Below are 24,938 nucleotides of genomic sequence, written 5' to 3'. Positions count from 1 at the left end.
TATACAGATAAAGAATTTTGTAACAGGAATCGTAGGGACAAACTGCTATATTGTGAGCAACATTGCAACGAAAGAGGCGTTTGTCGTAGATATAGCAGGAAAATCTACGCCTATGGCAGAGTATATAAAAGAAGAAGGGCTGAGGATAAAAGCGCTTTTTTTGACACATGGTCATTTTGACCATATCATGGGGATTGACTGGTTCACGGCTTTGTTTCCGGTTCCAGTCTATGCCTTTGAGGAAGAGAGAAAACTGCTTGAAGATGCCGGGTTAAACGCGTCTTCTTCCTATGGAAGTGCTTATACATATAAGCAGGCGCAGTATATAAAAGATAACGAAGAACGTAGTGTTGCAGGCGTGAAGATACACGTTTTATATACACCGGGACATACCATTGGCGGATGCTGCTATTATCTTCCGGAGGAAGAAGTACTTTTTTCAGGAGATACGCTGTTTAAAGAATCCATCGGGAGGACAGATCTTCCCACCGGAAGTTCTGGAAAGCTTATCCGTTCCGTGAAAGAAAGGCTGTTTGTGCTGCCGGATGAGACGGCAGTATTCCCGGGACATATGGAAACCACAACGATCGGATATGAAAAAGCATACAATCCGTTTGTGAGATAGATGCGGCAGAGGAAGCACAGATGATTAAAATAAGCAGTCAGAAAAACAAATATACGTATAATGTGTATCATCTTGTAAAGGCATTTTTCCCGCAGGAAGAAATTGTGCAGCAGGTAGATGAGAACCAGGAGCCTCTTGTGAAATTCAGTGCAGATGGAGGCTCTTCTTTTTGTGTCCGCAGGGAAGAAAAAGAAGAGAATGTGATTCGTAGTGTTTACCGGCATTTGTCAGAAATGACAGGCAGAGAGCTTGCCTGGGGAATGCTTACGGGCGTGCGTCCGACGAAGTTGGCTATGCAGGCAATCGAAGCGGGAAATACGCAGGACGAGGCGGTGAGGTATTTGAAAGAGACGTATTTCATCAGTGAAAAAAAGGCTCGTCTGGGAGTGGCGATCGCAAAAAAAGAGAGAGGATTGCTAAGAAAACTAGATACGAAAAAGGGCTTCAGTCTTTATGTAGGGATTCCTTTTTGCCCAAGTATTTGTTCTTATTGTTCTTTTAGTTCTTCTCCTATCGATCAGTGGCGTGAAAGGACAGATGCCTATCTTGCGGCGCTGTGTAAAGAAATACGGGCGTTGGGAAGGATGGCGGCTGATAGAAAACTGGATACCGTCTATATCGGCGGCGGTACACCGACGACACTGTCTGCCTCTCAGCTTGACAGGCTTTTGTCTGTCGTTGCGGAGAGCTTTCCAATGGAAAGCTGCATGGAATATACGGTGGAGGCAGGACGCCCGGACAGTATCACAGAGAAAAAACTGCAGGTATTGCGAAATTATCCGGTGACGCGTATTTCCATCAATCCACAGACGATGCAGACAAAAACGCTTAAGCTGGTAGGAAGGAAGCATACCGCCGAAGACGTGACAGAAAGTTTTTATCTGGCACGTAAGGTGGGATTTGATAATATCAACATGGATCTGATCGCAGGGCTTCCGGGTGAAGATGCCGGCGATATGAAAGATACGCTGCGTCAGATCGAGCGGCTTTCGCCGGACAGCTTGACTGTACATGCACTTGCCATTAAAAGAGCGGCGAAATTTGGACAGGAAGGACGGATCCAGATGCAGGGCAGGGAAATAGAGATTATGGTGGAGGCGGCTGCAGAGGCTGCGAAACGGATGTCTATGGAGCCATATTATCTATATCGACAGAAAAATATCGCGGGGAATTTTGAAAATGTAGGGTACGCAAAGGTTGACAAAGCAGGAATATACAATATACTTATTATGGAAGAAAAACAGACGATCCTTGCGGCAGGCGCAGGAGCGACGACCAAGATCGTACTGCCGGAAAAGAGAAAATTGGAAAATGGGAAAGAAACAAATCTTATCCGTATCGCAAATGTGAAGAATATTACGGAATATATTGAACGTATTGATGAAATGATAGAACGAAAGGGAGAATGGCTATGACATTAAAAAAGAAACCAGTCACAGGTATGAAAGATATGCTGCCTGCAGAAATGGAGATCAGAGATTATGTGATCGGGCTGATTAAAGAAACCTATAAATCTTTTGGTTTTTCTTCTATTGAGACGCCTTGTGTGGAGCATTTGGAAAATCTGTTGAGCAAGCAGGGCGGAGACAACGAAAAGCTGATCTTTAAGATCTTAAAGCGTGGTGAGAAGCTGAAGATCGGGGAAGCGAAAGAAGAAGCCGATCTGGCAGACGGAGGACTTCGATATGATCTGACAGTGCCTCTTTCCAGATATTATGCAAATCATGCGAATGAATTGCCGGCTCCTTTTAAGGCCTTACAGATGGGAAATGTGTGGAGAGCAGATCGTCCACAGAGAGGAAGATTCCGTCAGTTTATGCAGTGCGATATTGATATTTTGGGAGAACCTGGCAGCCTGGCAGAGATAGAACTTATCCTGGCAACGACCTGTCTGCTGGGGAAATTGGAGTTTAAAAACTTTACCATCCGTATCAATGACCGGAGATTTTTAAAGGCAATGGCGGCATACAGCGGTTTTAAAGAGGAAGACTACGAGACGGTCTTTATTATTCTGGACAAAATGGACAAGATCGGGATCGACGGCGTGGCGGCAGAGTTAGAGGAATGTGGATATGCGAAAGAAGCGGTGGATAAGTATTTACAATTATTTAAAGAAATCCGGAACGATGTGGAAGGCGTTCGCTGGTGCAAGGAAAAATTACAGGGCTTTCTTGAGGATGAAGCGGCGGCTTCACTGGAAATGATCATCACAAGCGTAGAAAGTGCCAAAGAGGCGGATTTCAAGATTTGTTTTGATCCTACGCTGGTGCGCGGGATGTCCTACTATACAGGAACGATCTTTGAGATCGCAATGGACGAGTTCGGCGGTTCGGTCGGCGGCGGCGGACGTTATGATAAGATGATCGGAAAATTTACCGGTCAGGATACGCCGGCTGTCGGTTTCTCCATTGGTTTTGAGCGGATCATAATGCTTCTTATGGAACGCGGCTTTTCTATACCATCCGGAAAGGAGAAGAAAGTATTCTTATTGGAGAAAAATCTTTCAAAGGAAGCTACCCTGAAGGTTCTGGAAATGGCAAGAGAAGCGCGGATGAATGGAAAACAGGTCATGCTCGTAAATATGAAGAAAAATAAAAAATTCCAGAAAGAACAGCTGAAAGAACAAGGATACACGGATATTACAGAGATATACAAAGATTAAGCACAGAAAGGAAAAGAAAGATCATGGCAGAATCAATGCAGGGGCTGAAGAGAAGCCACCGCTGCGGGGAACTGTCCGCAGCAGATATAGAAAAGACAGTTACCATTATGGGATGGGTGCAGAAGAACAGAAATAAAGGAGGGCTGGTCTTTGTAGATGTCAGGGATCGTTCTGGCATCATACAGGTTGTATTCGAGGAAGGAAAAGCAGACAAGGCGCTGCTTGATAAGGCAGCAGGCTTACGCGCGGAATACGTGGTAGCGATCGTCGGAACAGTACAGAGACGTTCGGGCGCAGTCAATGAAAATCTCTCTACAGGGGAGATCGAGATCATCCCTCATGAACTACGCATCTTATCAGAGTCTGAGACACCGCCGTTCCCAATTGAAGAAAATGCAAAGACAAGGGAAGAAGTGCGCCTGAAATATCGATATCTGGATCTTAGAAGACCGGATCTGCAGAAGAATCTAATGCTCAGGAGCCAGGTAGCGAACTTAGTGCGTCAGTTTCTTTCTGAAGAAGGCTTTTTAGAGATTGAGACGCCGATGCTTGGAAAGAGTACGCCGGAAGGAGCGAGAGATTATCTGGTGCCGAGCCGTATTCATCCTGGCAGTTTTTATGGTCTGCCGCAGTCGCCGCAGATTTATAAGCAGCTGTTGATGTGTTCGGGGTATGACCGTTATTTCCAGATCGCGAAATGTTTCCGTGATGAGGATCTGCGCGCGGACAGGCAGCCGGAATTCACGCAGATCGATATGGAATTATCGTTTGTAGATGTGGAGGACGTGATCGATGTCAATGAACGTATGCTGGCAAAAGTATTTAAAGAAGTACTGGATGTAGATGTTCCCCTTCCGATCCCGCGGATGACCTGGCAGGAAGCGATGGATCGTTTTGGTTCTGACAAGCCGGACGTTCGTTTTGGAATGGAACTGACAGATGTCACGGATGTTGTGAAAAACTGTGGTTTCGGTGTCTTTACAGGCGCTGTCGAAAACGGCGGAAGCGTGCGCGGGATCAATGCGAAAGGGCAGGGCGCGATGCCAAGAAAGAAGATCGACAAGCTGACGGCCTTTGTGAAGGATTATGGCGCTAAGGGGCTGGCCTATGCAGCGATCCAGGAGGATGGAACTGTGAAATCCTCTTTTGCAAAATTCCTGACAGAGGAAGAAATGGAACAGCTTGTGCAGGCGATGGATGGACAGCCGGGAGATCTGCTTTTATTTGCGGCAGATAAGAATAAGGTCGTGTGGGACAGCCTGGGCGCCCTTCGTCTGGAACTTGCCAAACAGATGGAACTGCTTGACAAAAAGGAATATAAGTTTATCTGGATCACAGAATTCCCACTTTTAGAGTGGAGCGACGAACAGAACAGGTATACAGCAATGCATCATCCATTTACGATGCCGATGGAAGAAGACTTGGCGCTTCTGGATACAGACCCAGGGAAAGTACGCGCGAAAGCGTACGATATCGTACTCAACGGAAATGAGATCGGAGGCGGAAGCGTCCGTATTTTTCAGGATGACGTGCAGGAAAAAATGTTTGAAGTACTAGGGTTTACCAAGGAGCAGGCATACAGTCAGTTTGGATTTTTGCTGGATGCTTTCAAGTATGGTGTTCCGCCGCACGCAGGACTTGCCTATGGTCTGGACCGCCTCGTTATGCTGATGGCTAAAGAGGACAGCATCCGTGATGTGATCGCGTTTCCGAAAGTGAAGGACGCGTCCTGTCTGATGACGGAAGCTCCCAGTATTGTAGATGAAAAACAGCTGATCGAGCTGGGGCTTGAAAGAGTAAAGGCAGAATAAGAGATGAGGCGGATAAAAGAAAAGTGGCTGTTCGTATGCCTTGTCCTTTTTATTTCTGTTGCATTGCCATCTTGCGGACAACTGCCGCAAGATGGCAGGACAGCTTCTTCGCAGTCCCAGACAGGGCAAAAAGCGGCGGAAGAGACAGTAACGCTGGCGGATATCCCAGCCTATACAGATCAGCCTTACGTAGAGATAAATCAAGGAGAACCGGAGTTTACAAAAGAGGAACTTACCACAGAACCTTATGAAGACTATGGAGAACTGGACGATCTCGGACGCTGCCAGACAGTGCAGGCATGTGTAGGAAAAGAGACGATGCCTACAGAGGAACGCGGGGCGATCGGACAAGTAAAGCCGACAGGATGGCATACGGTGAAGTATGCAGGGATAGATGGAAATTATTTGTACAATAGGTGCCATTTGATCGGGTATCAGCTGACGGCGGAAAATGCCAATCCTGAAAACTTGATCACAGGGACGAGATATATGAATACAGAGGGGATGCTGCCCTTTGAAGAACAGGTTGCGGAGTATGTAAAAGAGACAGGCAATCATGTCCTGTATCGTGTGACTCCTGTGTTTGAGGAGGAGAATCTGGTCGCCTCAGGCGTACAAATGGAAGCAGAGTCGGTAGAGGATGAAGGCAAAGGCATCTGTTTCAATGTATATGTCTATAATGTGCAGCCGGATATTGACATAGATTATCAGACGGGAGAGAGCAAAAAAGCGGAAGCAGTCTCTGAAGAAGGGAACAAACAGCCGGATAAAGAAGCGAAGATGGATGGAGCTGACGCAGAAAAAACGTATGTCCTCAATCAGAATACATATAGATTTCACTTGCCGGACTGTGACAGTGTGTCTGCCATAAAAGAGAGGAACAAAAAAGAGTATACTGCGGACAGGGAAACATTGATAGAGCAGGGATATAAACCATGCGGAAGATGTAAACCTTAAGAAATAGAAAGTAATTTCCTATGAAATAAAAAAACTGCTGATTTATCAGCAGTTTTTTTATAAGAGCGACAGACGGGGTTCGAACCCGCGACCCCGACCTTGGCAAGGTCGTACTCTACCAACTGAGCCACTGTCGCATGTTTTGTTTGTTCTTTGTTGACCGGAACAATAAATACTATACTACAAGAAATTTAGAATGTCAACAACTTTTTTAAAATTTTTTCCTAAAAACCGAAGGGGTTCCGAGAATACTTTTTTTATGCTATAATATGACCCAATGAACGCTTGAGAAAGGACAAATACGCAAGATGAAAAGAAAAAAGATAAAAGCAGCGCTGCTTGGACTTGGGACAGTAGGCGGCGGTGTGTACAAATTGATACAGAGAAGAAGAGACGTGATGGAACAGACGATTGGAGCGCAGCTTGAGATCGTAAAAATCCTGGTGCATGATCTGCATAGAAAAAGAGAAGGAGTGGACGTCTCTCTTTTGACAGATAACTGGAAAGAAATTTTAGAAAATGAGGAAATTGAGATCGTCATAGAAGTGATCGGCGGGATAGAACCGGCGAAGACAATGATTTTGCAAGCTTTGCGCGCTGGTAAGCATGTAGTGACGGCAAATAAGGATCTGATCGCCGAGCAGGGCAGGGAACTTTTAAGTGCGGCAGAGGAAAACCATACCGATTTGTTGTTTGAGGCGTCTGTAGCAGGCGGGATCCCCATTATACGTCCTTTGAAACAGTGTTTGGCGGCAAATGAGATCACAGATGTGGTCGGCATTGTAAATGGCACGACGAATTATATTTTGACAAAAATGTTTGAAGAAAACATGAGTTTTGAGAGCGCCCTGGAAAAGGCAAAGGAATTGGGATATGCGGAAGCAGATCCGACAGCGGACATAGAAGGACTGGATGCAGGCAGAAAAGTGGCGATCATGGCATCCATCGCTTTTCATACTCGTGTCGTCTTTGGAAATGTGTATACAGAAGGGATCACAAAGATCACAGAAAAAGATATCGCCTATGCAAAAGAGCTGGACTGTGTGATCAAATTGCTGGGTGTGGCGCATAATACAGCAGACGGAATCGAAGTAGGCGTATATCCGATGCTGTTGAAAAAAGAACACCCGCTTGCATCTGTACGAGATTCATTTAATGCCGTATTTGTGCATGGAGACGCAGTGGACGACGCCATGTTCTATGGAAGAGGCGCAGGGGAATTTCCGACGGCCAGCGCGGTGGCAGGAGATGTTATTGATGTGGCAAGAGATATACAATATGGCTGCACTGGAAGGATCAGCTGTACCTGTTATAAAGAGACACTGATCAAGGAGTTTCAAGAGGTGGAAAATAAATTTTTCCTGCGTATGCAGGTGAAAAATCAGCCAGGCGTACTAGCGTGCATTACCCAGATATTCGGAAACCATAAGGTCAGTATCGTGCGGGTGGTACAGAAGTATGTAGAGGATACGAAGGCAGAGCTTGTCATTGTAACGGACAAAGTAAAGGAAGGTTATATAAAGAATGCTTTAAAAGAACTAGAAGAATTGGAAGATGTCTATGAAATAAGCAGCGTGATACGGGCATACTTATAGGAAGAGGGCTTCCAAAAGAGCATTTTCGTTTTACAGATGTCTGTATAGAGAAAGGAGCACAGATGGAGAGAAGAAATCAGCCTATCGGATTTATGGTAAAGCAGATCAATAATGTGTTTGAAAAAGACTTAAATGAGAAACTGCGCACGATCGGTATCACTTCTTCCCAGTGCGCGGTTTTGGACTACCTGTTCCATACAAGCAAAGACGAGGTGAACCAAAGAGATGTGGAGCGGCATCTGAGCCTGAAAAATCCTACTGTGACAGGAATATTGAAAAGACTGGATGAAAAGGGATTTATCCTCTGTGTGCCGAATGCCGTCGATAAGAGGAGAAAAAATATCTATCTGACAGAGAAGGCATATGATATCCAGAGGAGGATGGAGACAGACAGAAAAAAGATGGACAGAAACCTTACAAGGGGCATGAAAAAGAAAGAAATTGAAGCCCTCGTAAAAGGACTGGAAAAGATGTTGTATAATATTGCAGAACCGTAAAAAGGCAGGGAGGAAAATATGAGTTACGCAGATAAAGTTTTTATACAGATGTGCAGAGATATCATAGATAATGGGACAAGCACGGAAGGGGAGAAAGTAAGACCTGTATGGGAGGATGGAACGCCGGCATATACGGTGAAGAAATTCGGAGTCATCAATCGGTACGACCTTTCAAAAGAATTTCCGGCGCTCACTCTTAGAAGGACAGGAATCAAAAGCTGTACAGACGAGCTGCTCTGGATATGGCAGAAAAAATCGAATAATATCCACGATCTTAACAGCCATATATGGGACAGCTGGGCAGATACAGAAGGATCCATCGGGAAAGCATACGGTTATCAGATGGGCGTAAAGCACGCTTATAAAGAGGGAATGATGGATCAGGTGGACCGGGTCATTTATGATCTGAAGAACAATCCCTACAGCCGTCGTATCATGACAAATCTATATGTACATCAAGATCTTCATGAGATGAACCTCTATCCATGTGCATACAGTATGACATTTAATGTGACAAAGGAAAAAGGCAGTGAAAAACTGACTTTAAATGGAATATTAAACCAGCGTTCCCAGGATGTGCTGACGGCAAATAACTGGAACGTATGTCAGTATGCCGTGCTTTTGCATATGCTGGCGCAGGTGTGTGATATGAAGGTGGGAGAGTTTGTTCATGTCATTGCGGATGCGCATATTTATGACAGACATATTCCGATGATCGAAGAGCTGATCGCAAGAGAACCTCTGCCGGCGCCGGTGTTCTGGCTGAATCCGGAGATTCGAGATTTTTACGCGTTTACGCCGGATGACGTACGTCTGGAGGAGTATCAGACGCATCCCCAAATAAAAAACATACCGGTAGCAGTGTAGCAGGAAAGGAGAATATATATGCAGGCAATTGTAGCAGCAGACAGAAATTGGGGGATAGGAAACAAGAACAGACTTCTTGTAAGCATTCCTTCTGACATGAAGTTTTTCCGTGAAAAAACGACCGGAAAGGTGATCGTGATGGGACGAAAGACATTAGAAAGTTTCCCTGGAGGAAAACCTTTGAAAAACAGAGTGAACATCGTATTGACAGGAAACCGAGAGTATACGGTAAAAGATGCGGTGGTCGTACACACAGAAGAAGAATTAAAAGAAGAACTGAAAAAATATAAAGAAGATATCTTTGTCGTCGGGGGAGAAAGTGTTTACCGTATGCTGCTTCCGCTTTGCAGTACAGTGTATGTAACGAAGATAGACCGGGTGTTTGAGGCAGATACATTTTTCCCGAATCTGGATGAGAAAAAAGAGTGGAAGATGACGGAAGAAGGTGAGGAGCAAACCTGTTTTGATCTGGAATTCAGGTTTACGAAATATGAACAGCAAAAGTAGAAGGAAGAAAGCTACTCTTTCTTCCTGGATTATTTTTTTATGTGCCGCAGCGCTGTTGTGCCAGGGCTGTACTGCAGCTGTTAAACAGACAGACAGACAAACAGGCGCAGCAGAGAAAACGGATGAAAAGCTAAGTGTGGTGACAACGATCTTCCCCCAGTATGATTTTGTGCGGGAGATCGCGGGAGAAGAAGTAGAACTTAAGATGCTGCTGAAACCGGGGGAAGAAACACATTCTTATGAACCGACTCCGCAGGATATGATCGCTATTGAGAACAGTGATATTTTTATCTATGTGGGCGGAGAGAATGATGAATGGGTGGAGGATATGCTGACCTCCATGCCGGATGAAAACAGAGTGACGCTAAGGTTGGTGGACTGTGTAGACACTTATGAAGAAGAACATGTGGAAGGAATGAAAGAAGAAGGGGGACTTTTTCACGAAGAAGAAAACAATGTACAGTCCGATGCTGCAGAAGTACATTCCGTACATGAAATCGACGAACATGTCTGGACTTCTCCTAAGAATGCGGTACAGATTGTGGAGGCGATCAAAGAAATCCTCATAAGAAAGGATCCAAACAGGCGGGATGTATATGAAGAAAATGCGGCTGCCTATACAGATAAGCTTGCAGAGTTGGATATGCGGTTTAAAAAGATCACAGAAGAAACGGACAATCCTTTGCTGCTGTTTGGCGACAGATTCCCTTTCCGGTATTTTACAGAGGAATACGGGATTTCTTATTATGCCGCGTTCCCAGGGTGCGCCTCTGATACAGAGCCGAGTGCGGCGACGATGGCATTTTTGATCGATAAAGCAAAGCAAGAAAAGATACCTGTCATACTGAAAATGGAATTGAGTAATGCAGATATAGCGAATGCGATCGCGGAGGCGACAGGGGCCAAAGTTATGACATTTTACAGCTGCCATAATATTTCGGCGGAAGATTTTGAAAAGGGAGAAACATACTATACGATGATGGAGAAAAATGTAGAAACGCTGAAAGAGGCATTGGACTAAAGGAGGAATCGTTACAAGATGGCACTGATAAAATGCGAGAAGGTGTCAGTCGGCTATGAAGGACGGACTGTACTCAAAGATCTGGATTTTCAGATAGATTCCGGGGACTACCTATGTATCGTAGGAGAAAATGGTTCCGGTAAAAGTACGCTCGTAAAGAGCATTTTAGGGCTGAAGATGATAGAAAAGGGCAGGATCTTATTTGGTGATGGGCTAAAACAAAGGGAAATAGGATATCTGCCTCAGCAGACAGATGCACAGAAAGATTTTCCGGCAAGCGTATATGAAGTCGTACTGTCTGGGAGATTAAACAGCCGGGGGATGTGTCCGTTTTATACAGCCCAGGATAAAAAGCAGGCATATGAGAAGATGGAATTGCTCGGCATACGAGATCTTTCTCACAAGTGCTTTCGGGATCTTTCTGGTGGACAGAAACAGCGTGTCCTGCTCGCGAGGGCTTTGTGCGCGACAAAAAAATTGCTTCTTTTAGACGAACCGGTTACCGGATTAGATCCGATCGTCACAGGGGAGTTCTATAAACTGATCTATGAGATCAACACGAAGCAGAAAATCGCTGTTGTGATGGTCTCACATGATATAGAAAGTGCTGTCGAATATGCAAGCCATATTTTGCACCTGAGTGAAGATACACAGTTTTTCGGAACTGCTGCGGCATACCAGAGAAGCCGTGCCGGGAAGGCATTTCTAGGAGAAACGGCGCCGGATGGAAGAAATGCAGGAGGTGAGGAATATGTTTGAGACAGTCATACAGATGCTGTCCTATCCTTTTATGGTACGGGCATTTCTGGTAGGTTCTCTGGTGGCGCTTTGTTCGGCGCTTTTGGGTGTCAGTCTTGTCCTGAAACGCTATTCTATGATCGGAGACGGACTCTCCCATGTGGGATTTGGCGCTTTGGCGGCAGCCACCGCAATGAACGCAGCGCCTTTGTCCGTGGCGATCCCTGTTGTCATTCTTGCGGCGATTCTGCTTTTGCGCCTGAGTGCAAATACGAGGATCAAAGGAGACGCAGCGATCGCTATGATCTCTACCGGTTCTCTTGCAGTAGGGGTGATGTTGATCTCTGTAACAACGGGAATGAACACAGATGTCTATAACTACATGTTTGGCAGTATCCTCGCTATGAATGATGAGGACGTGAAGCTGGGATTGTTTTTATCTGCGATTGTATTGATGCTATATGTATTTTTTTATCAGAAAATATTCGCAGTAACGTTTGATGAGACATTTGCTCTTGCTACGGGAGTACGTGCAAATTTTTATAATACGATGATCGCGATCCTGACGGCAGTTACGATCGTGCTCGGCATGCGGATGATGGGGGCGCTTCTTGTTTCCAGTTTGATCATCTTTCCTGCGCTGACTTCTATGCGCTTGTGTAAGACATTTAAAAGCGTGATCATAAGCGCAGGGGTCCTTTCAGTCATCTGCCTTATATTAGGGCTTACTTTGTCTTATTTTTGCGCAATGCCTGCAGGAGCCAGCGTGGTACTGTTAAATATAGCTGCATTTTGTATCTACGCAGTGTTAGGCATGATTAAAAATGGCTGGAAAAGATAAAATATATCAATAATATTGTTAAAATGTATCAATAGATGAGCGTTGACAAAGGAAAAGATACAAATTATAATAAAAATACATTGTCGGTAAGATAAAATCGTCTAGGAAGACAGCAAATAGTATTGCCGGCAGAGTATGTATTTTTAAAAGCAGAGAAATGCAGGGATGAGGAGGGATCCTAAGTAGACTCCAACGTTATTCCCACGTTACAGGGAAACAGTATCGGACATTGTTCCTGTGCTGGCAGAGTGCAGAGATTTCTCTGAATTTAGGTGGTAACACGGATGACAGATTCGCCCTGAGCTTATGAAGCTTAGGGTGTTTTTTGTAATTAGGAGGAAGCGATGAGACAGATAACGGGAAATAAATTATTGGTAAAGGCGCTGAAAGAGGAAGGAGTCGATACGATCTTTGGGTATCCGGGCGCCTGTACGATCGACATCAGTGATGAATTGTATAAACAAAGTGATATACGTGTGATCCTGCCCCGACATGAGCAGGCGTTAGTGCATGAGGCAGACGCCTATGCGAGGACGACGGGAAAAGTCGGCGTTTGCCTAGTGACGAGCGGACCGGGAGCCACAAATCTGGTAACGGGACTTGCGACGGCTAATTACGACAGCGTGCCTCTTGTATGTTTTACAGGACAGGTGGCAAGACATCTGATTGGAAACGATGCTTTTCAGGAAGTAGATATTGTAGGGATCACGAGAAGCATTACCAAGTATGGAGTGACGGTACGCAACAGAGAAGATCTTGGAAGAATCATAAAGGAAGCTTTTTATATTGCTGGCACAGGACGTCCGGGACCGGTGCTGATCGATCTGCCCAAAGACCTGATGGCGGAACTGGGAAGCGCGGAGTATCCGTCGGAGGTCAATATCCGAGGATATAAGCCAAACACAAGTGTGCATGTGGGACAGTTAAAACGGGCGATCAAAATGCTGCACAAATCAAAGCGTCCTTTGTTTTTGGCAGGAGGCGGCGTCAATATTGCCCGCGCAAATAAGATCTTTGCGGAAGTGGCAGAGAAAACAAAAGTTCCGGTCGTGACTACGATCATGGGGCGGGGAGCTATTCCTACGGACCATCCTTTATTTGTGGGGAATCTGGGAATGCATGGCGCCTATGCGGCAAATATGGCAGTCAGTGAATGTGACCTTCTTTTTTCCATCGGAACCCGTTTTAATGACCGGATCACAGGAAAACTGCATGCATTTGCGCCTAAGGCACAAATCGTACATATTGATATCGACACGGCTTCTATCTCGCGGAATATCCATGTGGATGTGCCGATCGTGGCAGATGCCAGAGAGGCAGTTATAAAGATGCGGGAGTATGTAGATATGTGCCATACGGAAAGCTGGTTAAAGCAGATCATTGCCTGGAAGGAAGAACATCCGCTGAAGATGAAAAAGCGTGCTGTGATGGGACCGCAGGATATCATAGAAGAAATCAATCAGCAGTTTGATGAGGCGATCATCGTGACAGATGTAGGACAGCATCAGATGTTCGCAAGCCAATATGTAGAGATCACGAAGAAAAAGCAGCTGGTCATGTCCGGTGGGCTTGGAACGATGGGATATGGATTTCCGGGCGCCATAGGAGCGAAGATAGGGAATCCGGATATTCCGGTGATCGCGATCTCCGGAGACGGGGGCATGCAGATGAATATACAGGAATTTGCGACCGCGGTGCTGGAAGAACTGCCGTTGATCCTCTGTGTGTTTAATAATGAGTATCTGGGCATGGTCCGTCAGTGGCAGAAACTGTTTTACGGAAAGCGTTATGGGATGACTAATTTGCGCGCCGGTGCTCTTTATCGCAGAACACAAGGAGAAGAAATGCCAGGGTATACGCCAGATTTTATAAAGCTGGCGCAGAGCTATGGGGCAAAAGGGATCCGGGTGACAAAGAAGGAAGACATAAGAGAAGCGTTCAAGGAGGCTAAGAAAAATACAAAAGTGCCCACATTGATCGAATTTATCATTGACCCGGAGGAAATGGTATATCCGATGATACAGCCGGGCGGAACGCTGGAAGATATGATCATGGACTGTTAGGAGGAAGAACGATGGATGGAATGAAGAAAAGATGGATTTCCTTGTATGTGGAAAATCAGGTAGGTGTACTTTCGAAAATTTCCGGGTTATTTTCAGGCAAGTCTTACAATCTGGATAGTCTGACAGTAGGGACGACCGAGGATCCTACTGTGTCCAGGATGACCATCGCAACAGTCAGTGATGATGAGACGTTTGAACAGATAAAGAAGCAGCTAAACCGGATGATAGAGGTGATCAAAGTCATAGATTTCACAGATATTTTTGTGCGGATGAAGGAAATCCTCTATATAAAAGTGGAGAAATGTTCTCCCCAGGATAAAGTGGAAGTGTTCCAGATCGCAGAGACTTTTAAGGCAAAGGTGATCGACTATGGAAAAGACAGCCTGCTTGTAGAATTTGTCCAGACAGCAACCAAAAATGACGCCGTAGTGAAGTTAATGAAAGAGGAATTTAAAAGCATTGAAGTGGTGCGGGGAGGAAGCGTGGGAATCGAGTCTATCAGCATGATGGAAAGATAAAACAGAGCGCACTCTTGATTTTTAAGATGTAAAGTATTATAATCTAGGGAAAGCAAAGAGCAGATAAGAGCACTGGATGACAGGAGTTCCATATCCGTTCAGTGTAGAGGAATGGAGGAGTCTATATGGAGAAAAAAAAGATTGACTGGGAGAATTTAGGGTTTGGTTATATTCCTACAGAGAAGCGGTATGTTGCGAATTTTAAAGACGGCAAATGGGATGACGGAGCGCTGATAGAAGACGCCAATATTGTGATGAATGAGTGTGCGGGAGTATTACAGTATGCACAGACTGTATTCGAGGGGCTTAAAGCATATACGACAGAGGATGGCCATATTGTGACTTTCCGACCGGATCTGAATGCAAAACGACTGATAGATTCTGCAAAGAGACTGGAAATGCCGCCATTTCCGGCAGAACGGTTTGTAGATGCCGTGGAACAGGTAGTCAGAGCAAACGCGGCGTATGTACCTCCATACGGTTCCGGCGCAACATTATATATAAGGCCGTATATGTTTGGAATCAATCCAGTGATCGGTGTAAAACCGGCGGATGAATATCAATTCCGTGTTTTTACTACACCGGTCGGTCCTTATTTCAAGGGCGGTGTAAAACCGTTGACGATCTGTGTGTCTGATTTTGATCGTGCTGCGCCGCACGGGACGGGGCATATTAAGGCAGGTCTGAACTATGCTATGAGTCTGCATGCGATCGTCACAGCACATGCAAATGGATTTGATGAAAATATGTATCTGGATTCCGCAACTAGGACAAAGGTGGAAGAGACAGGGGGCGCAAACTTTATCTTTATCACAAAGGATCATAAAGTAGTTACCCCTCATTCGGATACGATCCTGCCTTCTATCACAAGACGCTCTCTTTTGTATGTAGCAGAACATTATCTGGGGTTAGAAGTAGAGGAAAGAGACGTATACTTCGAGGAAGTGAAAGAATTTGCAGAGTGCGGTCTGTGCGGAACGGCGGCAGTGATCTCTCCTGTAGGCAAGGTTGTAGACCATGGAAAAGAAATCTGCTTCCCAAGTGGAATGGAGAAAATGGGACCGACGATCCAGAAACTCTATGATACACTGACCGGGATCCAAATGGGACATATCGAGGCACCGGAAGGCTGGATCAAAGTGATCGAATAAGAAACAGGCGTATTAAGAAAAATAAAAACAGAAAATAGAATGAATTGCTCCCTTCTAGGCAGACAAGTGAAATAATAAAAAACTTGTTACTTAGAAGGGAGCATATTTATAGATTGAAAAAATGTGTAGCTATAGTAAAATAGATCAAGATCGAAAACGTATCTACCAATGTCGTGATCAAAGGCGAGGCCATGATCGCCGGATCCAGATGAACTTGCTTGGCGCATAGCGGCAGGAGACAGCCGATGAGTTTTGCTACAACGATTGTAGCAGCAAGTGAAAGTGCGATCACCAGTGCAAGGGTAACATTCTGATACATGATAAAGATTCGGATGCCGTTGGCCGCTGCCAGCACGAGCCCGACGATTAAAGAGATACGAAATTCTTTGAAAAGTACTTTGAACAGGTCGCGAAAATGAATCTCATCCAGTGCAATTCCCCGGATTACAAGGGTAGAACTCTGAGAACCACAGTTGCCTCCGGTATCCATCAGCATGGGAATAAAAGAGACTAAAAGAGGAACTGCGTCAAAGGCATTCTCATAGCGTGTGATAATGGTGCCGGTGACTGTGGCGGAGAACATCAGGACGAGAAGCCAGGGGATGCGATGTTTTGCATGAGCGAATACAGAAGTCGCAAAATAGGGCTTCTCACTGGGGCTCATGGCAGCCATTTTTGTAATATCTTCAGTGGTTTCTTCGACCATGACATCCATCGCGTCGTCAAATGTGACGATCCCTACCATATAGTTTTCCGCATCCAGTACCGGAAGCGCAAGCAGGTTATACTTTCGCAGAAGCTGCGCGACTTCTTCCTGGTCTGTATGTGTGTGGACAGAGATGATCTCTGTCTCCATTAATTCTTCGATCCGCATGTTGTCATCTTCCGTCATTAACTCTTTTGCCGACACGATGCCGATGAGCTGACGGCGTTCTGTGACATAGCAGGTATAGATGGTCTCCTTGTGTATACCTGTTTCTTTGATATGTGCCATAGCCTGCGCGACGGTCATTGTTTTGCGTATGTCTACATATTCTGTAGTCATGATACTTCCGGCGCTGTCATCTGGATAGTTTAACAATTCATTGATCATCAGCCTGTCGGATGGACTGACGGCGTCCAGTATACGGCTGACCAGATTCGCGGGAAGTTCTTCCAGTATGTCTACCGTATCATCCATATATAGATCGTCCAGCAGTTCTTTTAATTCCTTTTCCGTAAACATCTCCACCAGATAAGTCTGCATGGAGCTGCTCATATTGGCAAATACCTCTGCGGCCTTATCTTTCGGGATCAGGCGGAAAGCAAGTACAAGTTCTTTGTCATTGAGAACGGAGAGAAGGGAGGCTATGTCCACTTCGTTCATGACATCCAAAATACTTCTCACAGCCTTGAACTGGCGCTGTTCGAGAAGTTTTACAAAAATATCTTTGTTCATAGTTTATACCTCTTATTTCTGTATGTATTTTTATTGGGTTACACGAGTGATAACTGGCGCCAGAGTCCATAACCTCACCTCCTATCTATAATCGGTTCAGCGGGAGAGTATACAGAAAATAAAAAAGACCATACACTGCCTGAACAATGCAAAGTCTTTCTATGTTCTTCTTACCGTTCAAGCTTTAGTATCACAGGGCATAATAATTGCATTAGGTTATGCCTTCACGACATAGCCTGCTAACCAGCTCATTGTGTCTCCACAATCCTGCGGCAGCAATCTTAAGGAATCAACCCAATCCCTGTGGTAACCTCACCTACCGAAATATCTATTCAATTTCTACCTAATCATTGTAGTGCGAAAGAAGAAAGGTGTCAAGGAAAAAATGATTTTAATTCGTTGTACTGCCGGGAGAGTCTATGTTATAATAGCCAGAAGGCACAATATCCGGCAGAGGATATAAAGCTGGGGAAAGAAAAGATAAAAGAGGGATATAAGTGGAAACATATACAAGTTTTGCATCGGTTTATGATGCTTTTATGGATAACGTACCCTATGAAGAATGGGGCGTGTATCTGCGCGGGCTTTTATCAGAATATGGCGCTGCAGATGGTCTGGTGCTGGACTTAGGATGCGGCACGGGCACCATGACGGAGATCCTCGCCGGATACGGATACGATATGATCGGCGTGGACAACGCAGAGGAAATGTTGGAACTGGCTATGGAAAAGAAAGAAAAGTCCGGACAGGATATTCTTTATCTGCTGCAGGACATGAGAGAATTCGAACTTTATGGAACTGTGCGCGCGGTCGTCAGTATCTGCGATTCCATAAATTATATTACAGAAGCGGAGGATCTTAAACGGGTGTTTTCTCTGGTGAACAATTATTTGGATCCCGGAGGTGTTTTTATCTTTGATCTGAATACAGAGTATAAGTATAAAGAAATCCTAGGAGACAGGACAATTGCAGAGAACCGGGAAGAATGCAGTTTCATATGGGACAATTATTATTATGAGGAAGAGAAGATCAATGAGTATGATCTGAGTCTTTTCATCCGCTGTACAGAGGAAAAAGATTTGTACAGAAAATATAAGGAAATACACTACCAGAAGGCGTATACTTTAGAGGAAATAAAGCATTTCATAGAACGTGCAGGAATGGAGTTTGTGGCGGCGTATGACGCATTTACGAGGAAACCGCCTGCACAGGAGAGTGAACGTCTCTATGTCATTGCCAGAGAGCATGGAAAAGAAAAAGGAAGGATATAGACAGATGAAAGATTATATTGTAAGAGCAACAGCGGCACATACACAGATCCGTGCATTTGCCGCTTCAACCACAGAGATGGTGGAAGAAGCAAGGAGAAGACACGGGACGAGCCCTGTCGCCACAGCCGCTTTGGGCCGCCTGCTGACCGGCGGTGTGATGATGGGAAGTATGATGAAAAATGAGACAGATATGCTGACGCTGCAGATCAAGTGTTCCGGTCCGATCGGAGGAATGACAGTGACGGCGGACAGCCAGGGAAGAGCAAAGGGATATGTAGTCAACCCAGAAGTGCTGCTGCCGCCTAAAAATGGAAAGCTGGATGTGGGCGGAGCCCTTGGTGCAGGCTTCTTAAACGTGATAAAGGATATGGGTTTAAAAGAGCCTTATGCAGGACAGACAATTTTGCAGACCGGGGAGATCGCAGAAGACCTGACCTATTATTTTGCGACTTCCGAACAGGTGCCCTCTTCTGTGGGACTGGGTGTTTTGATGGAGAAGGACAATACGGTGCGGTGCGCAGGAGGATTTATCGTACAGGTCATGCCGTTTATCGAGGATAGCGTGTTGGATAAACTGGAACAGAATATCCAGAAAATTGACTCAGTGACGGCCATGCTTGACAATGGACATACACCGCAGGAAATGTTGGAGCAAGTATTAGACGGACTGGATGTAGAAGTGACAGATACCCTTCCGGCACAGTTTTACTGCAACTGTTCCAAACAGCGCATAGAGAAAGCAATCATCAGTATTGGGCGAAAAGAAATCCAGTCTATGATAGAGGAAGGAAAAGAAATCGAAGTAAAATGTCATTTCTGTAATACAGCATATGCATACACCGTAGAAGAATTGAAAGAGTTGTTAAAGAAAAGCAGATAGGTGGGAAAAAGATGAAAGACGGATTTGTAAAAGCAGCGGCGGCGACACCGGATATCAGAGTAGCAGATGTCGCATACAATACGAAAAAAATATGTGAGGCGATCGAGACAGCGGCGGCAGAACATGCCAAGATCATTGTGTTTCCGGAATTATGCGTAACAGGGTATACATGCGGAGATCTGTTTTCACAGGATATACTTTTAGAAAAGGCGAAGGAAGCCTTGCTTGAGATAGCGGAATTTACAAAAGACAAAGACGGTTTAATCTTTGTTGGTGTGCCGCTCTATGTAGAAGAAAAATTATACAATGTAGCGGCAGCGTTAAACAGAGGAAAGATCCTGGGACTGACGACGAAAACCTTTTTGCCAAATTATGGAGAGTTTTATGAAATGCGTCAGTTTACGCCAGGACCTGAAAGAGCAAGGGAGATTCTGTTTGAGGGACAGCAGATTCCTTTTGGGCCGCAGCTTCTGTTTCAGGCAGATACGGACGAACATCTGCTGGTTTCCGCGGAAATCTGTGAGGATGTCTGGTCTGCAATTCCGCCTAGCATACAGGCGGCGAGAGAAGGCGCTGTGATCCTGGTCAACTGTTCTGCCAGTGATGAGACTGTTGGAAAAGATATGTACAGAAGAGATTTGATCAAAGGACAGTCTGCCCGGCTGCTCGCAGGATATGTGTATGCGAATGCAGGGGAGGGTGAATCTACAACGGATGTGGTATTCGGCGGGCATAATATGATCGCGGAAAATGGTACGGTGCTTGCAGAGGCAAGGCGATTTAAAAATGAAATCATTTATACAGAGATAGACGTAAAAAGGCTGCTTTCAGAACGCAGAAAAAATACGACTTTTCAAGTGGCAGAAGAAAGGCGTCTTATGCGGATACCATTTCATGTAGAAATGGAACGGACCGAACTTACAAGAAAATTTCCTTCTAAGCCATTCGTGCCTTCTGATGAACAGACGCGTCGGATCCGCTGTGAAGAAATCTTGGAGATGCAGGCGTTAGGCCTGAAAAAGCGCCTTGCACATACGAAAGCGAAAGCAGCCGTCGTCGGGATCTCCGGCGGTTTGGATTCTACCCTTGCACTGCTGGTGACAGCCCGTGCGTTTGATATGCTGAACCGGGATAAAAAGGAGATCATTGCCGTGACCATGCCGTGTTTTGGAACGACGGATCGGACGTATCAGAATGCTTGCCATATGGCATGTAAAGTAGGAGCGACACTTCAGGAAGTGCCGATCGCAGAAGCGGTCAGAGTGCATTTTAGAGACATTGGGCAGAGCGAAAACGAGCACAGCGTTACGTACGAAAACGCGCAGGCACGGGAGCGGACTCAGGTGCTGATGGATATTGCCAATCGGATGGGAGGCATGGTCATTGGAACCGGAGATATGTCGGAACTGGCGTTGGGATGGGCAACTTACAACGGAGATCATATGTCTATGTACGGAGTCAATGCCTCTGTTCCGAAAACATTAGTGCGTTATCTTGTGCAGTATGCTGCGGATGAGACAGAAGACAAAGAATTAAAAGATGTGCTCTATGATGTGTTGGATACGCCGGTCAGCCCTGAACTTCTTCCTCCGAAGGAGGGAGACATCGCACAGCGGACAGAGGACTTGGTAGGGCCATATGAACTGCATGATTTCTTTTTGTATTATATGCTCCGTTTTGGCTATAATCCTGCGAAAATATTCCGTCTTGCAGTGTATACGTTTGAAGATATCTATGAGAAAGAAATTATCTTGAAATGGCTGGAGACCTTTGTAAGACGTTTCTTTTCGCAGCAGTTTAAGCGATCTTGCCTGCCGGACGGACCGAAGATCGGAACAGTGGCATTGTCTCCACGGGGAGATTTAAGGATGCCTAGTGATGCCAGTGCAGAAGTCTGGCTGCAGGAGATAAAAGAGCTGTATAAGGGGCTGTAAAGGGCAGATTCCAGACAGAAAGCGATCGTATAGAAAGGGGCGTTTGGAGATGAAATTAATAAAAACACAGAATGCTGTAGGCTGTGTGCTTTGCCATGATATTACGCAGATCATCCCAGGAGTGGTGAAGGAGGCAGTCTTTAGAAAGGGACATGTGGTAACGGAGGAGGATATTCCAGTCTTACTTTCCGTGGGAAAAGAGAATCTCTATGTGTGGGAAAAAGAGGAAGGTATGCTCCATGAAAACGAGGCGGCACAGATCTTATGCGAGATTTGTCAGGGAGAGCATATGCATGCCTCGGAAGTAAAAGAAGGAAAGATCGAATTGTATGCGCAGTGTGACGGACTTCTGAAAATAGACAGGAAGAAATTACAGGCGATCAATGCTATGGGGCAGATCGTCATTGCTTCAAGACACGGAGATTTTCCGGTCAAAAAGGGCGATAAGATAGCAGGCATGCGAGTCGTTCCCCTTGTGATCGAAGAGGAAAAGATGCGGCAGGCAGAGGCGATAGGCGGAGACAGACCGCTGTTTTGTCTGCTTCCTTTTCATAAAATGAAGGCAGGGATTGTTACCACGGGAAGTGAAGTCTACTATGGACGTATCCAAGATAAGTTTACCCCTGTAGTGAAACAAAAATTGGAAGAGATAGGGATGGAAGTCATGGGAGATACACTCTGCAATGACGATGCGCAGATGGTGACAGGGGCGATACGTTCCTTTATAGAACAAGGCGCCCAAATGGTTGTCTGTACAGGCGGCATGAGTGTAGATCCGGACGATAGGACACCGCTTTCTATCCGAAACGCGGCGGACGAGGTGATCACCTATGGCGCGCCTGTACTGCCGGGAGCAATGTTCATGCTTGCCTATGCGGGAGACATCCCGATCGTAGGGCTGCCTGGATGTGTCATGTACGCCAAACGGACGATCTTTGATCTGGTCCTGCCGAGGCTTGCGGCAGGTGAGCGGCTGTGTGCGGAAGATTTTTATAGGTTGGGAGAAGGCGGATTATGCTTAAACTGTCCGACGTGTACCTTTCCCAATTGTGGCTTTGGAAAAGGAGTATAGAGAAACGTGGCTGATTTTTATGGAAAATTGGATGAGATGCTGGCAGATTTTGCCGGTGACATCTGGGTGGAGACGGTATTGGAAGGGCCGGAAGCAGGGGCAAAGTATCTGCTGACAGCAGAAAAAGAATGTGGACAAAGAGCTCCTGCAAAAAGAGCAGAAAAGGTTTTTCAAGAGCGTGTAGGCCGTATGCCCAGGCTGGTCATCTGCGGCGGGGGACATGTATCTATCCCGGTCATACAGATAGGGAAAATGTTGGGATTTACGGTGACAGTTTTAGAAGACCGTCCCCGCTTTGCAGACAATGCAAGACAGGCAGGAGCAGATCAGGTATATTGTGAGGCTTTTGAAGACGGGCTTTCTAAAATTTCCGGCAATGGGGATACCTGGTTTGTGATCGTCACAAGGGGACATCGGTATGATACATTGTGTCTGGAGGCTGTTTTGCAGAAAAAAAGAGCTTATGTCGGGATGATGGGAAGCAAAAGAAGGACAGATATCGTAAAGAAGCAGTTGGAAGCAAAAGGATATAAGAGGAATGTGCTTCAGAACGTGCACACACCGATCGGTTTAGACATCGGCGCGGAGACACCGGAAGAGATCGCTGTCTCCATCTTTGCCGAGATCATCCAGATAAAAAATGAGAAGAAAAGCGGTATGGGTTATTCTAAGGAAATACTGGATAGCCTTTTGGGACGAGACAGACCGGGAAAGGAAATTCCGGGTGAGAAAGGAAAGGAACAGAAAAAAGTACTTGCGACGATCATCTCACGGAAAGGTTCAGCGCCCAGAAGTGTGGGAACAAAAATGCTCATTTATGAGGAGGGCTCGACCGTGGGAACAATCGGCGGAGGTTGTGCGGAGAGTAAGATCATACAGAAAGCACTTTGCATGATGCGCGCTGAAACGGCAGCATTTCAGATCTGCCAGGTGGACATGACGGCAGAAGAAGCAGAGGATGAAGGTATGGTCTGCGGCGGTGTGATCGAGGTGATGTTAGAATTGGTTGACGTCGGGATAAAAAAATGATAGGATAGTAAAAAGAATACGTGCTTATATAGGTTCATAATCGGTTGAACGTCTCTACCAGTTGCCATAACAACTGACTATAAGTAGAAGCAGGAACATTAGATTTGCTGTCTTCTTATAGAATGTATGGAAAAGGAGTGTTTTACAGATGAATGAATCTATTTTTATTTTACAGGGAAATGTGATCTATACAAAGGAGCCGGGAAAATTTGAGATCATAGAAAACGGGTATCTTGTCTGTGAGGATGGAAAAGTCAAAGATGTGTACCGGACGCTTCCGTTTTCGCTGGGAGCCGTTCCTGTTAAAGACTACAGAGGAAAACTTTTGATCCCGGGTCTTGTGGATCTGCACATACACGCGCCCCAGTATACTTTCCGGGGATTGGGGATGGACATGGAACTTTTAGAATGGCTGGAGGTCAATACATTTCCCGAAGAAGCAAAGTATAAAGATCTTACATATGCAGGAAAAGCATATGAGATATTCGTGGAGAATTTAAAAAAGAGTGCTACAACAAGAGCGTGCATTTTTGCTACGGTACATCGGGAAGCCACTCTTCTTTTGATGGATATGCTGGAGGAAGCAGGGCTGGATACGATGGTGGGAAAGGTCAACATGGACAGGAACTGCCCAGATTATCTGCGGGAAGACTCTGCGGATTCTGCCGCTGAGACAATAGAATGGATCAAGGATGCGGCACATAGAAAATATGAGCATACAAAGCCTATCCTGACGCCTAGATTTATCCCAAGCTGCACGGACGGACTGCTGGAAGATCTGAAAAAGATCCAGATGCGGTACGATCTCCCTGTACAGTCCCATTTGTCGGAAAATATAAGTGAAATAGACTGGGTGAAAGACTTGTGTCCGCAGGCAGAATTTTATGGGGATGCATATGACCGTTTCGGTCTGTTTGGAATGGATGCTCCTACAGTAATGGCACACTGTGTATACAGTGATGAAAAAGAGATACAAAGGATGAAGGAAAATGAGGTGTTTATTGCTCATTGTCCGGAATCTAATATGAATGTATCTTCCGGGATTGCCCCTGTGCGAAGATTTATAGAAGCAGGTCTGCACATAGGGCTTGGGAGCGATGTGGCAGGAGGCGCTACAGAAAATCTGTTTATGGCTATGGCGCATGCGATCCAGGCGTCAAAGTTAAGATGGAGGATACAGGATGAAAGGTTACAGCCATTGAAAGCAGAAGAAGTTTTTTATATGGCGACAAAGGGCGGCGGTGCGTTTTTTGGAAAGGTGGGCAGCTTTGAACCGGGATATGCATTTGACGTGGTCGTCTTAGATGACAGCCGGTTAAAACACCCTCAGTATCTGGATATACAAAAACGGCTGGAGCGCATGATCTATCTTGGCGATGATCGGGAGATCGCAGCCAAATATGTAGATGGCAGAAAGATTTTGTAAAGAAAAATATAGATTTATAGAAGGAAGCGATAGAA

General features: G+C 45.5%; 22 protein-coding genes, 1 tRNA gene and 2 riboswitches. Of the genes, 21 read left to right on the top strand and 2 right to left on the bottom strand.

The window, feature by feature from the left end:
- Position 1: 1 nt before the first annotated feature.
- From BN3282_RS14275 to BN3282_RS14255, 5 genes are read left to right on the top strand one after another with little or no spacing between them, the layout of a single operon-like run.
- Positions 2–625, top strand: coding sequence for an MBL fold metallo-hydrolase (locus tag BN3282_RS14275; RefSeq protein WP_059070551.1), 624 nt, complete (start codon positions 2–4; stop codon positions 623–625).
- 20 nt (positions 626–645) lie between these two features.
- Positions 646–2,040, top strand: coding sequence for a coproporphyrinogen dehydrogenase HemZ (hemZ, locus tag BN3282_RS14270; protein ID WP_059070202.1), 1,395 nt, complete (start codon positions 646–648; stop codon positions 2,038–2,040).
- The gene (hisS, locus tag BN3282_RS14265; protein WP_059070200.1) at positions 2,037–3,287 is read left to right on the top strand and encodes a histidine--tRNA ligase; all 1,251 of its coding nucleotides are present in this window, start codon (positions 2,037–2,039) and stop codon (positions 3,285–3,287) included. Before hemZ ends, hisS begins: the two co-directional genes overlap by 4 nt.
- 23 nt (positions 3,288–3,310) lie before the next feature.
- The gene (aspS, locus tag BN3282_RS14260; RefSeq protein WP_059070198.1) at positions 3,311–5,098 is read left to right on the top strand and encodes an aspartate--tRNA ligase; all 1,788 of its coding nucleotides are present in this window, start codon (positions 3,311–3,313) and stop codon (positions 5,096–5,098) included.
- Between the two features lie 3 nt (positions 5,099–5,101).
- On the top strand, positions 5,102–6,055 hold the full coding sequence (locus tag BN3282_RS14255) for a DNA/RNA non-specific endonuclease (protein ID WP_059070196.1): 954 nt from the start codon (positions 5,102–5,104) through the stop codon (positions 6,053–6,055).
- 64 nt (positions 6,056–6,119) lie between these two features.
- On the opposite strand, the gene BN3282_RS14250 is transcribed toward BN3282_RS14255, so the two are convergent.
- Positions 6,120–6,192, bottom strand: a tRNA-Gly gene (locus BN3282_RS14250).
- Between the two features lie 171 nt (positions 6,193–6,363).
- Between BN3282_RS14250 and BN3282_RS14245 the strand changes: the two genes are divergently transcribed.
- The 10 genes from BN3282_RS14245 (at position 6,364) to BN3282_RS14200 (ending at position 15,853) form a co-directional block, all read left to right on the top strand.
- Positions 6,364–7,650, top strand: a complete 1,287-nt coding sequence (locus BN3282_RS14245) for a homoserine dehydrogenase (protein WP_059070194.1) — start codon at positions 6,364–6,366, stop codon at positions 7,648–7,650.
- Positions 7,651–7,712: 62 nt separating this feature from the next.
- The gene (locus tag BN3282_RS14240) at positions 7,713–8,147 is read left to right on the top strand and encodes a MarR family winged helix-turn-helix transcriptional regulator (protein WP_059070191.1); all 435 of its coding nucleotides are present in this window, start codon (positions 7,713–7,715) and stop codon (positions 8,145–8,147) included.
- An 18-nt stretch (positions 8,148–8,165) separates the two neighbouring features.
- Complete coding sequence (gene thyA, locus BN3282_RS14235; protein ID WP_059070189.1) at positions 8,166–9,014, top strand: thymidylate synthase; 849 nt, start codon at positions 8,166–8,168, stop codon at positions 9,012–9,014.
- Between the two features lie 18 nt (positions 9,015–9,032).
- On the top strand, positions 9,033–9,521 hold the full coding sequence (locus BN3282_RS14230; protein ID WP_059070187.1) for a dihydrofolate reductase: 489 nt from the start codon (positions 9,033–9,035) through the stop codon (positions 9,519–9,521).
- Positions 9,505–10,542, top strand: a complete 1,038-nt coding sequence (locus BN3282_RS14225; protein WP_059070549.1) for a metal ABC transporter substrate-binding protein — start codon at positions 9,505–9,507, stop codon at positions 10,540–10,542. The genes BN3282_RS14230 and BN3282_RS14225 overlap by 17 nt, the downstream gene beginning before the upstream one ends.
- A gap of 18 nt (positions 10,543–10,560) precedes the next feature.
- A complete protein-coding gene (locus tag BN3282_RS14220) occupies positions 10,561–11,301 on the top strand; it encodes a metal ABC transporter ATP-binding protein (protein WP_059070186.1) in 741 nt (246 codons plus the stop codon).
- A complete protein-coding gene (locus BN3282_RS14215; protein WP_059070183.1) occupies positions 11,294–12,121 on the top strand; it encodes a metal ABC transporter permease in 828 nt (275 codons plus the stop codon). The genes BN3282_RS14220 and BN3282_RS14215 overlap by 8 nt, the downstream gene beginning before the upstream one ends.
- A 344-nt stretch (positions 12,122–12,465) precedes the next feature.
- Positions 12,466–14,184 (top strand): biosynthetic-type acetolactate synthase large subunit, encoded by a 1,719-nt coding sequence (gene ilvB, locus BN3282_RS14210; protein ID WP_059070181.1) that lies wholly within the window; start codon positions 12,466–12,468, stop codon positions 14,182–14,184.
- Positions 14,185–14,195: 11 nt separating this feature from the next.
- Positions 14,196–14,702, top strand: a complete 507-nt coding sequence (gene ilvN / locus BN3282_RS14205; protein WP_059070178.1) for an acetolactate synthase small subunit — start codon at positions 14,196–14,198, stop codon at positions 14,700–14,702.
- A 125-nt stretch (positions 14,703–14,827) separates the two neighbouring features.
- A complete protein-coding gene (locus BN3282_RS14200) occupies positions 14,828–15,853 on the top strand; it encodes a branched-chain amino acid aminotransferase (protein ID WP_059070176.1) in 1,026 nt (341 codons plus the stop codon).
- A 106-nt stretch (positions 15,854–15,959) separates the two neighbouring features.
- On the opposite strand, the gene mgtE is transcribed toward BN3282_RS14200, so the two are convergent.
- Positions 15,960–17,291, bottom strand: a complete 1,332-nt coding sequence (gene mgtE / locus BN3282_RS14195) for a magnesium transporter (RefSeq protein WP_059070174.1) — start codon at positions 17,289–17,291, stop codon at positions 15,960–15,962.
- Positions 17,292–17,451: 160 nt separating this feature from the next.
- Positions 17,452–17,622: riboswitch (M-box (ykoK) riboswitch) on the bottom strand.
- Between the two features lie 166 nt (positions 17,623–17,788).
- On the opposite strand from mgtE, the gene BN3282_RS14190 reads away from it, so the two are divergent.
- The 6 genes from BN3282_RS14190 (at position 17,789) to BN3282_RS14165 (ending at position 24,903) form a co-directional block, all read left to right on the top strand.
- Positions 17,789–18,562, top strand: a complete 774-nt coding sequence (locus BN3282_RS14190; RefSeq protein WP_059070171.1) for a class I SAM-dependent DNA methyltransferase — start codon at positions 17,789–17,791, stop codon at positions 18,560–18,562.
- A gap of 4 nt (positions 18,563–18,566) precedes the next feature.
- On the top strand, positions 18,567–19,442 hold the full coding sequence (hslO, locus tag BN3282_RS14185) for an Hsp33 family molecular chaperone HslO (protein WP_059070547.1): 876 nt from the start codon (positions 18,567–18,569) through the stop codon (positions 19,440–19,442).
- Positions 19,443–19,453: 11 nt separating this feature from the next.
- On the top strand, positions 19,454–21,376 hold the full coding sequence (locus tag BN3282_RS14180; RefSeq protein ID WP_059070170.1) for an NAD(+) synthase: 1,923 nt from the start codon (positions 19,454–19,456) through the stop codon (positions 21,374–21,376).
- 49 nt (positions 21,377–21,425) lie between these two features.
- Complete coding sequence (locus BN3282_RS14175; protein ID WP_059070168.1) at positions 21,426–22,448, top strand: molybdopterin-binding protein; 1,023 nt, start codon at positions 21,426–21,428, stop codon at positions 22,446–22,448.
- A gap of 6 nt (positions 22,449–22,454) precedes the next feature.
- Positions 22,455–23,477 carry an XdhC family protein gene (locus BN3282_RS14170; RefSeq protein ID WP_059070166.1) on the top strand — a complete coding sequence of 341 codons (1,023 nt, stop codon included), beginning with the start codon at positions 22,455–22,457 and terminating at the stop codon, positions 23,475–23,477.
- Between the two features lie 4 nt (positions 23,478–23,481).
- Positions 23,482–23,577: riboswitch (purine riboswitch) on the top strand.
- Between the two features lie 48 nt (positions 23,578–23,625).
- Positions 23,626–24,903 (top strand): amidohydrolase family protein, encoded by a 1,278-nt coding sequence (locus tag BN3282_RS14165; protein WP_059070164.1) that lies wholly within the window; start codon positions 23,626–23,628, stop codon positions 24,901–24,903.
- Positions 24,904–24,938: the final 35 nt, after the last annotated feature.

It is taken from the genome of Mediterraneibacter massiliensis (assembly GCF_001487105.1).
GTDB classification, from domain to species: Bacteria; Bacillota; Clostridia; order Lachnospirales; family Lachnospiraceae; genus Mediterraneibacter; species Mediterraneibacter massiliensis.
This window is presented reverse-complemented; position numbering and strand designations above follow the sequence as displayed.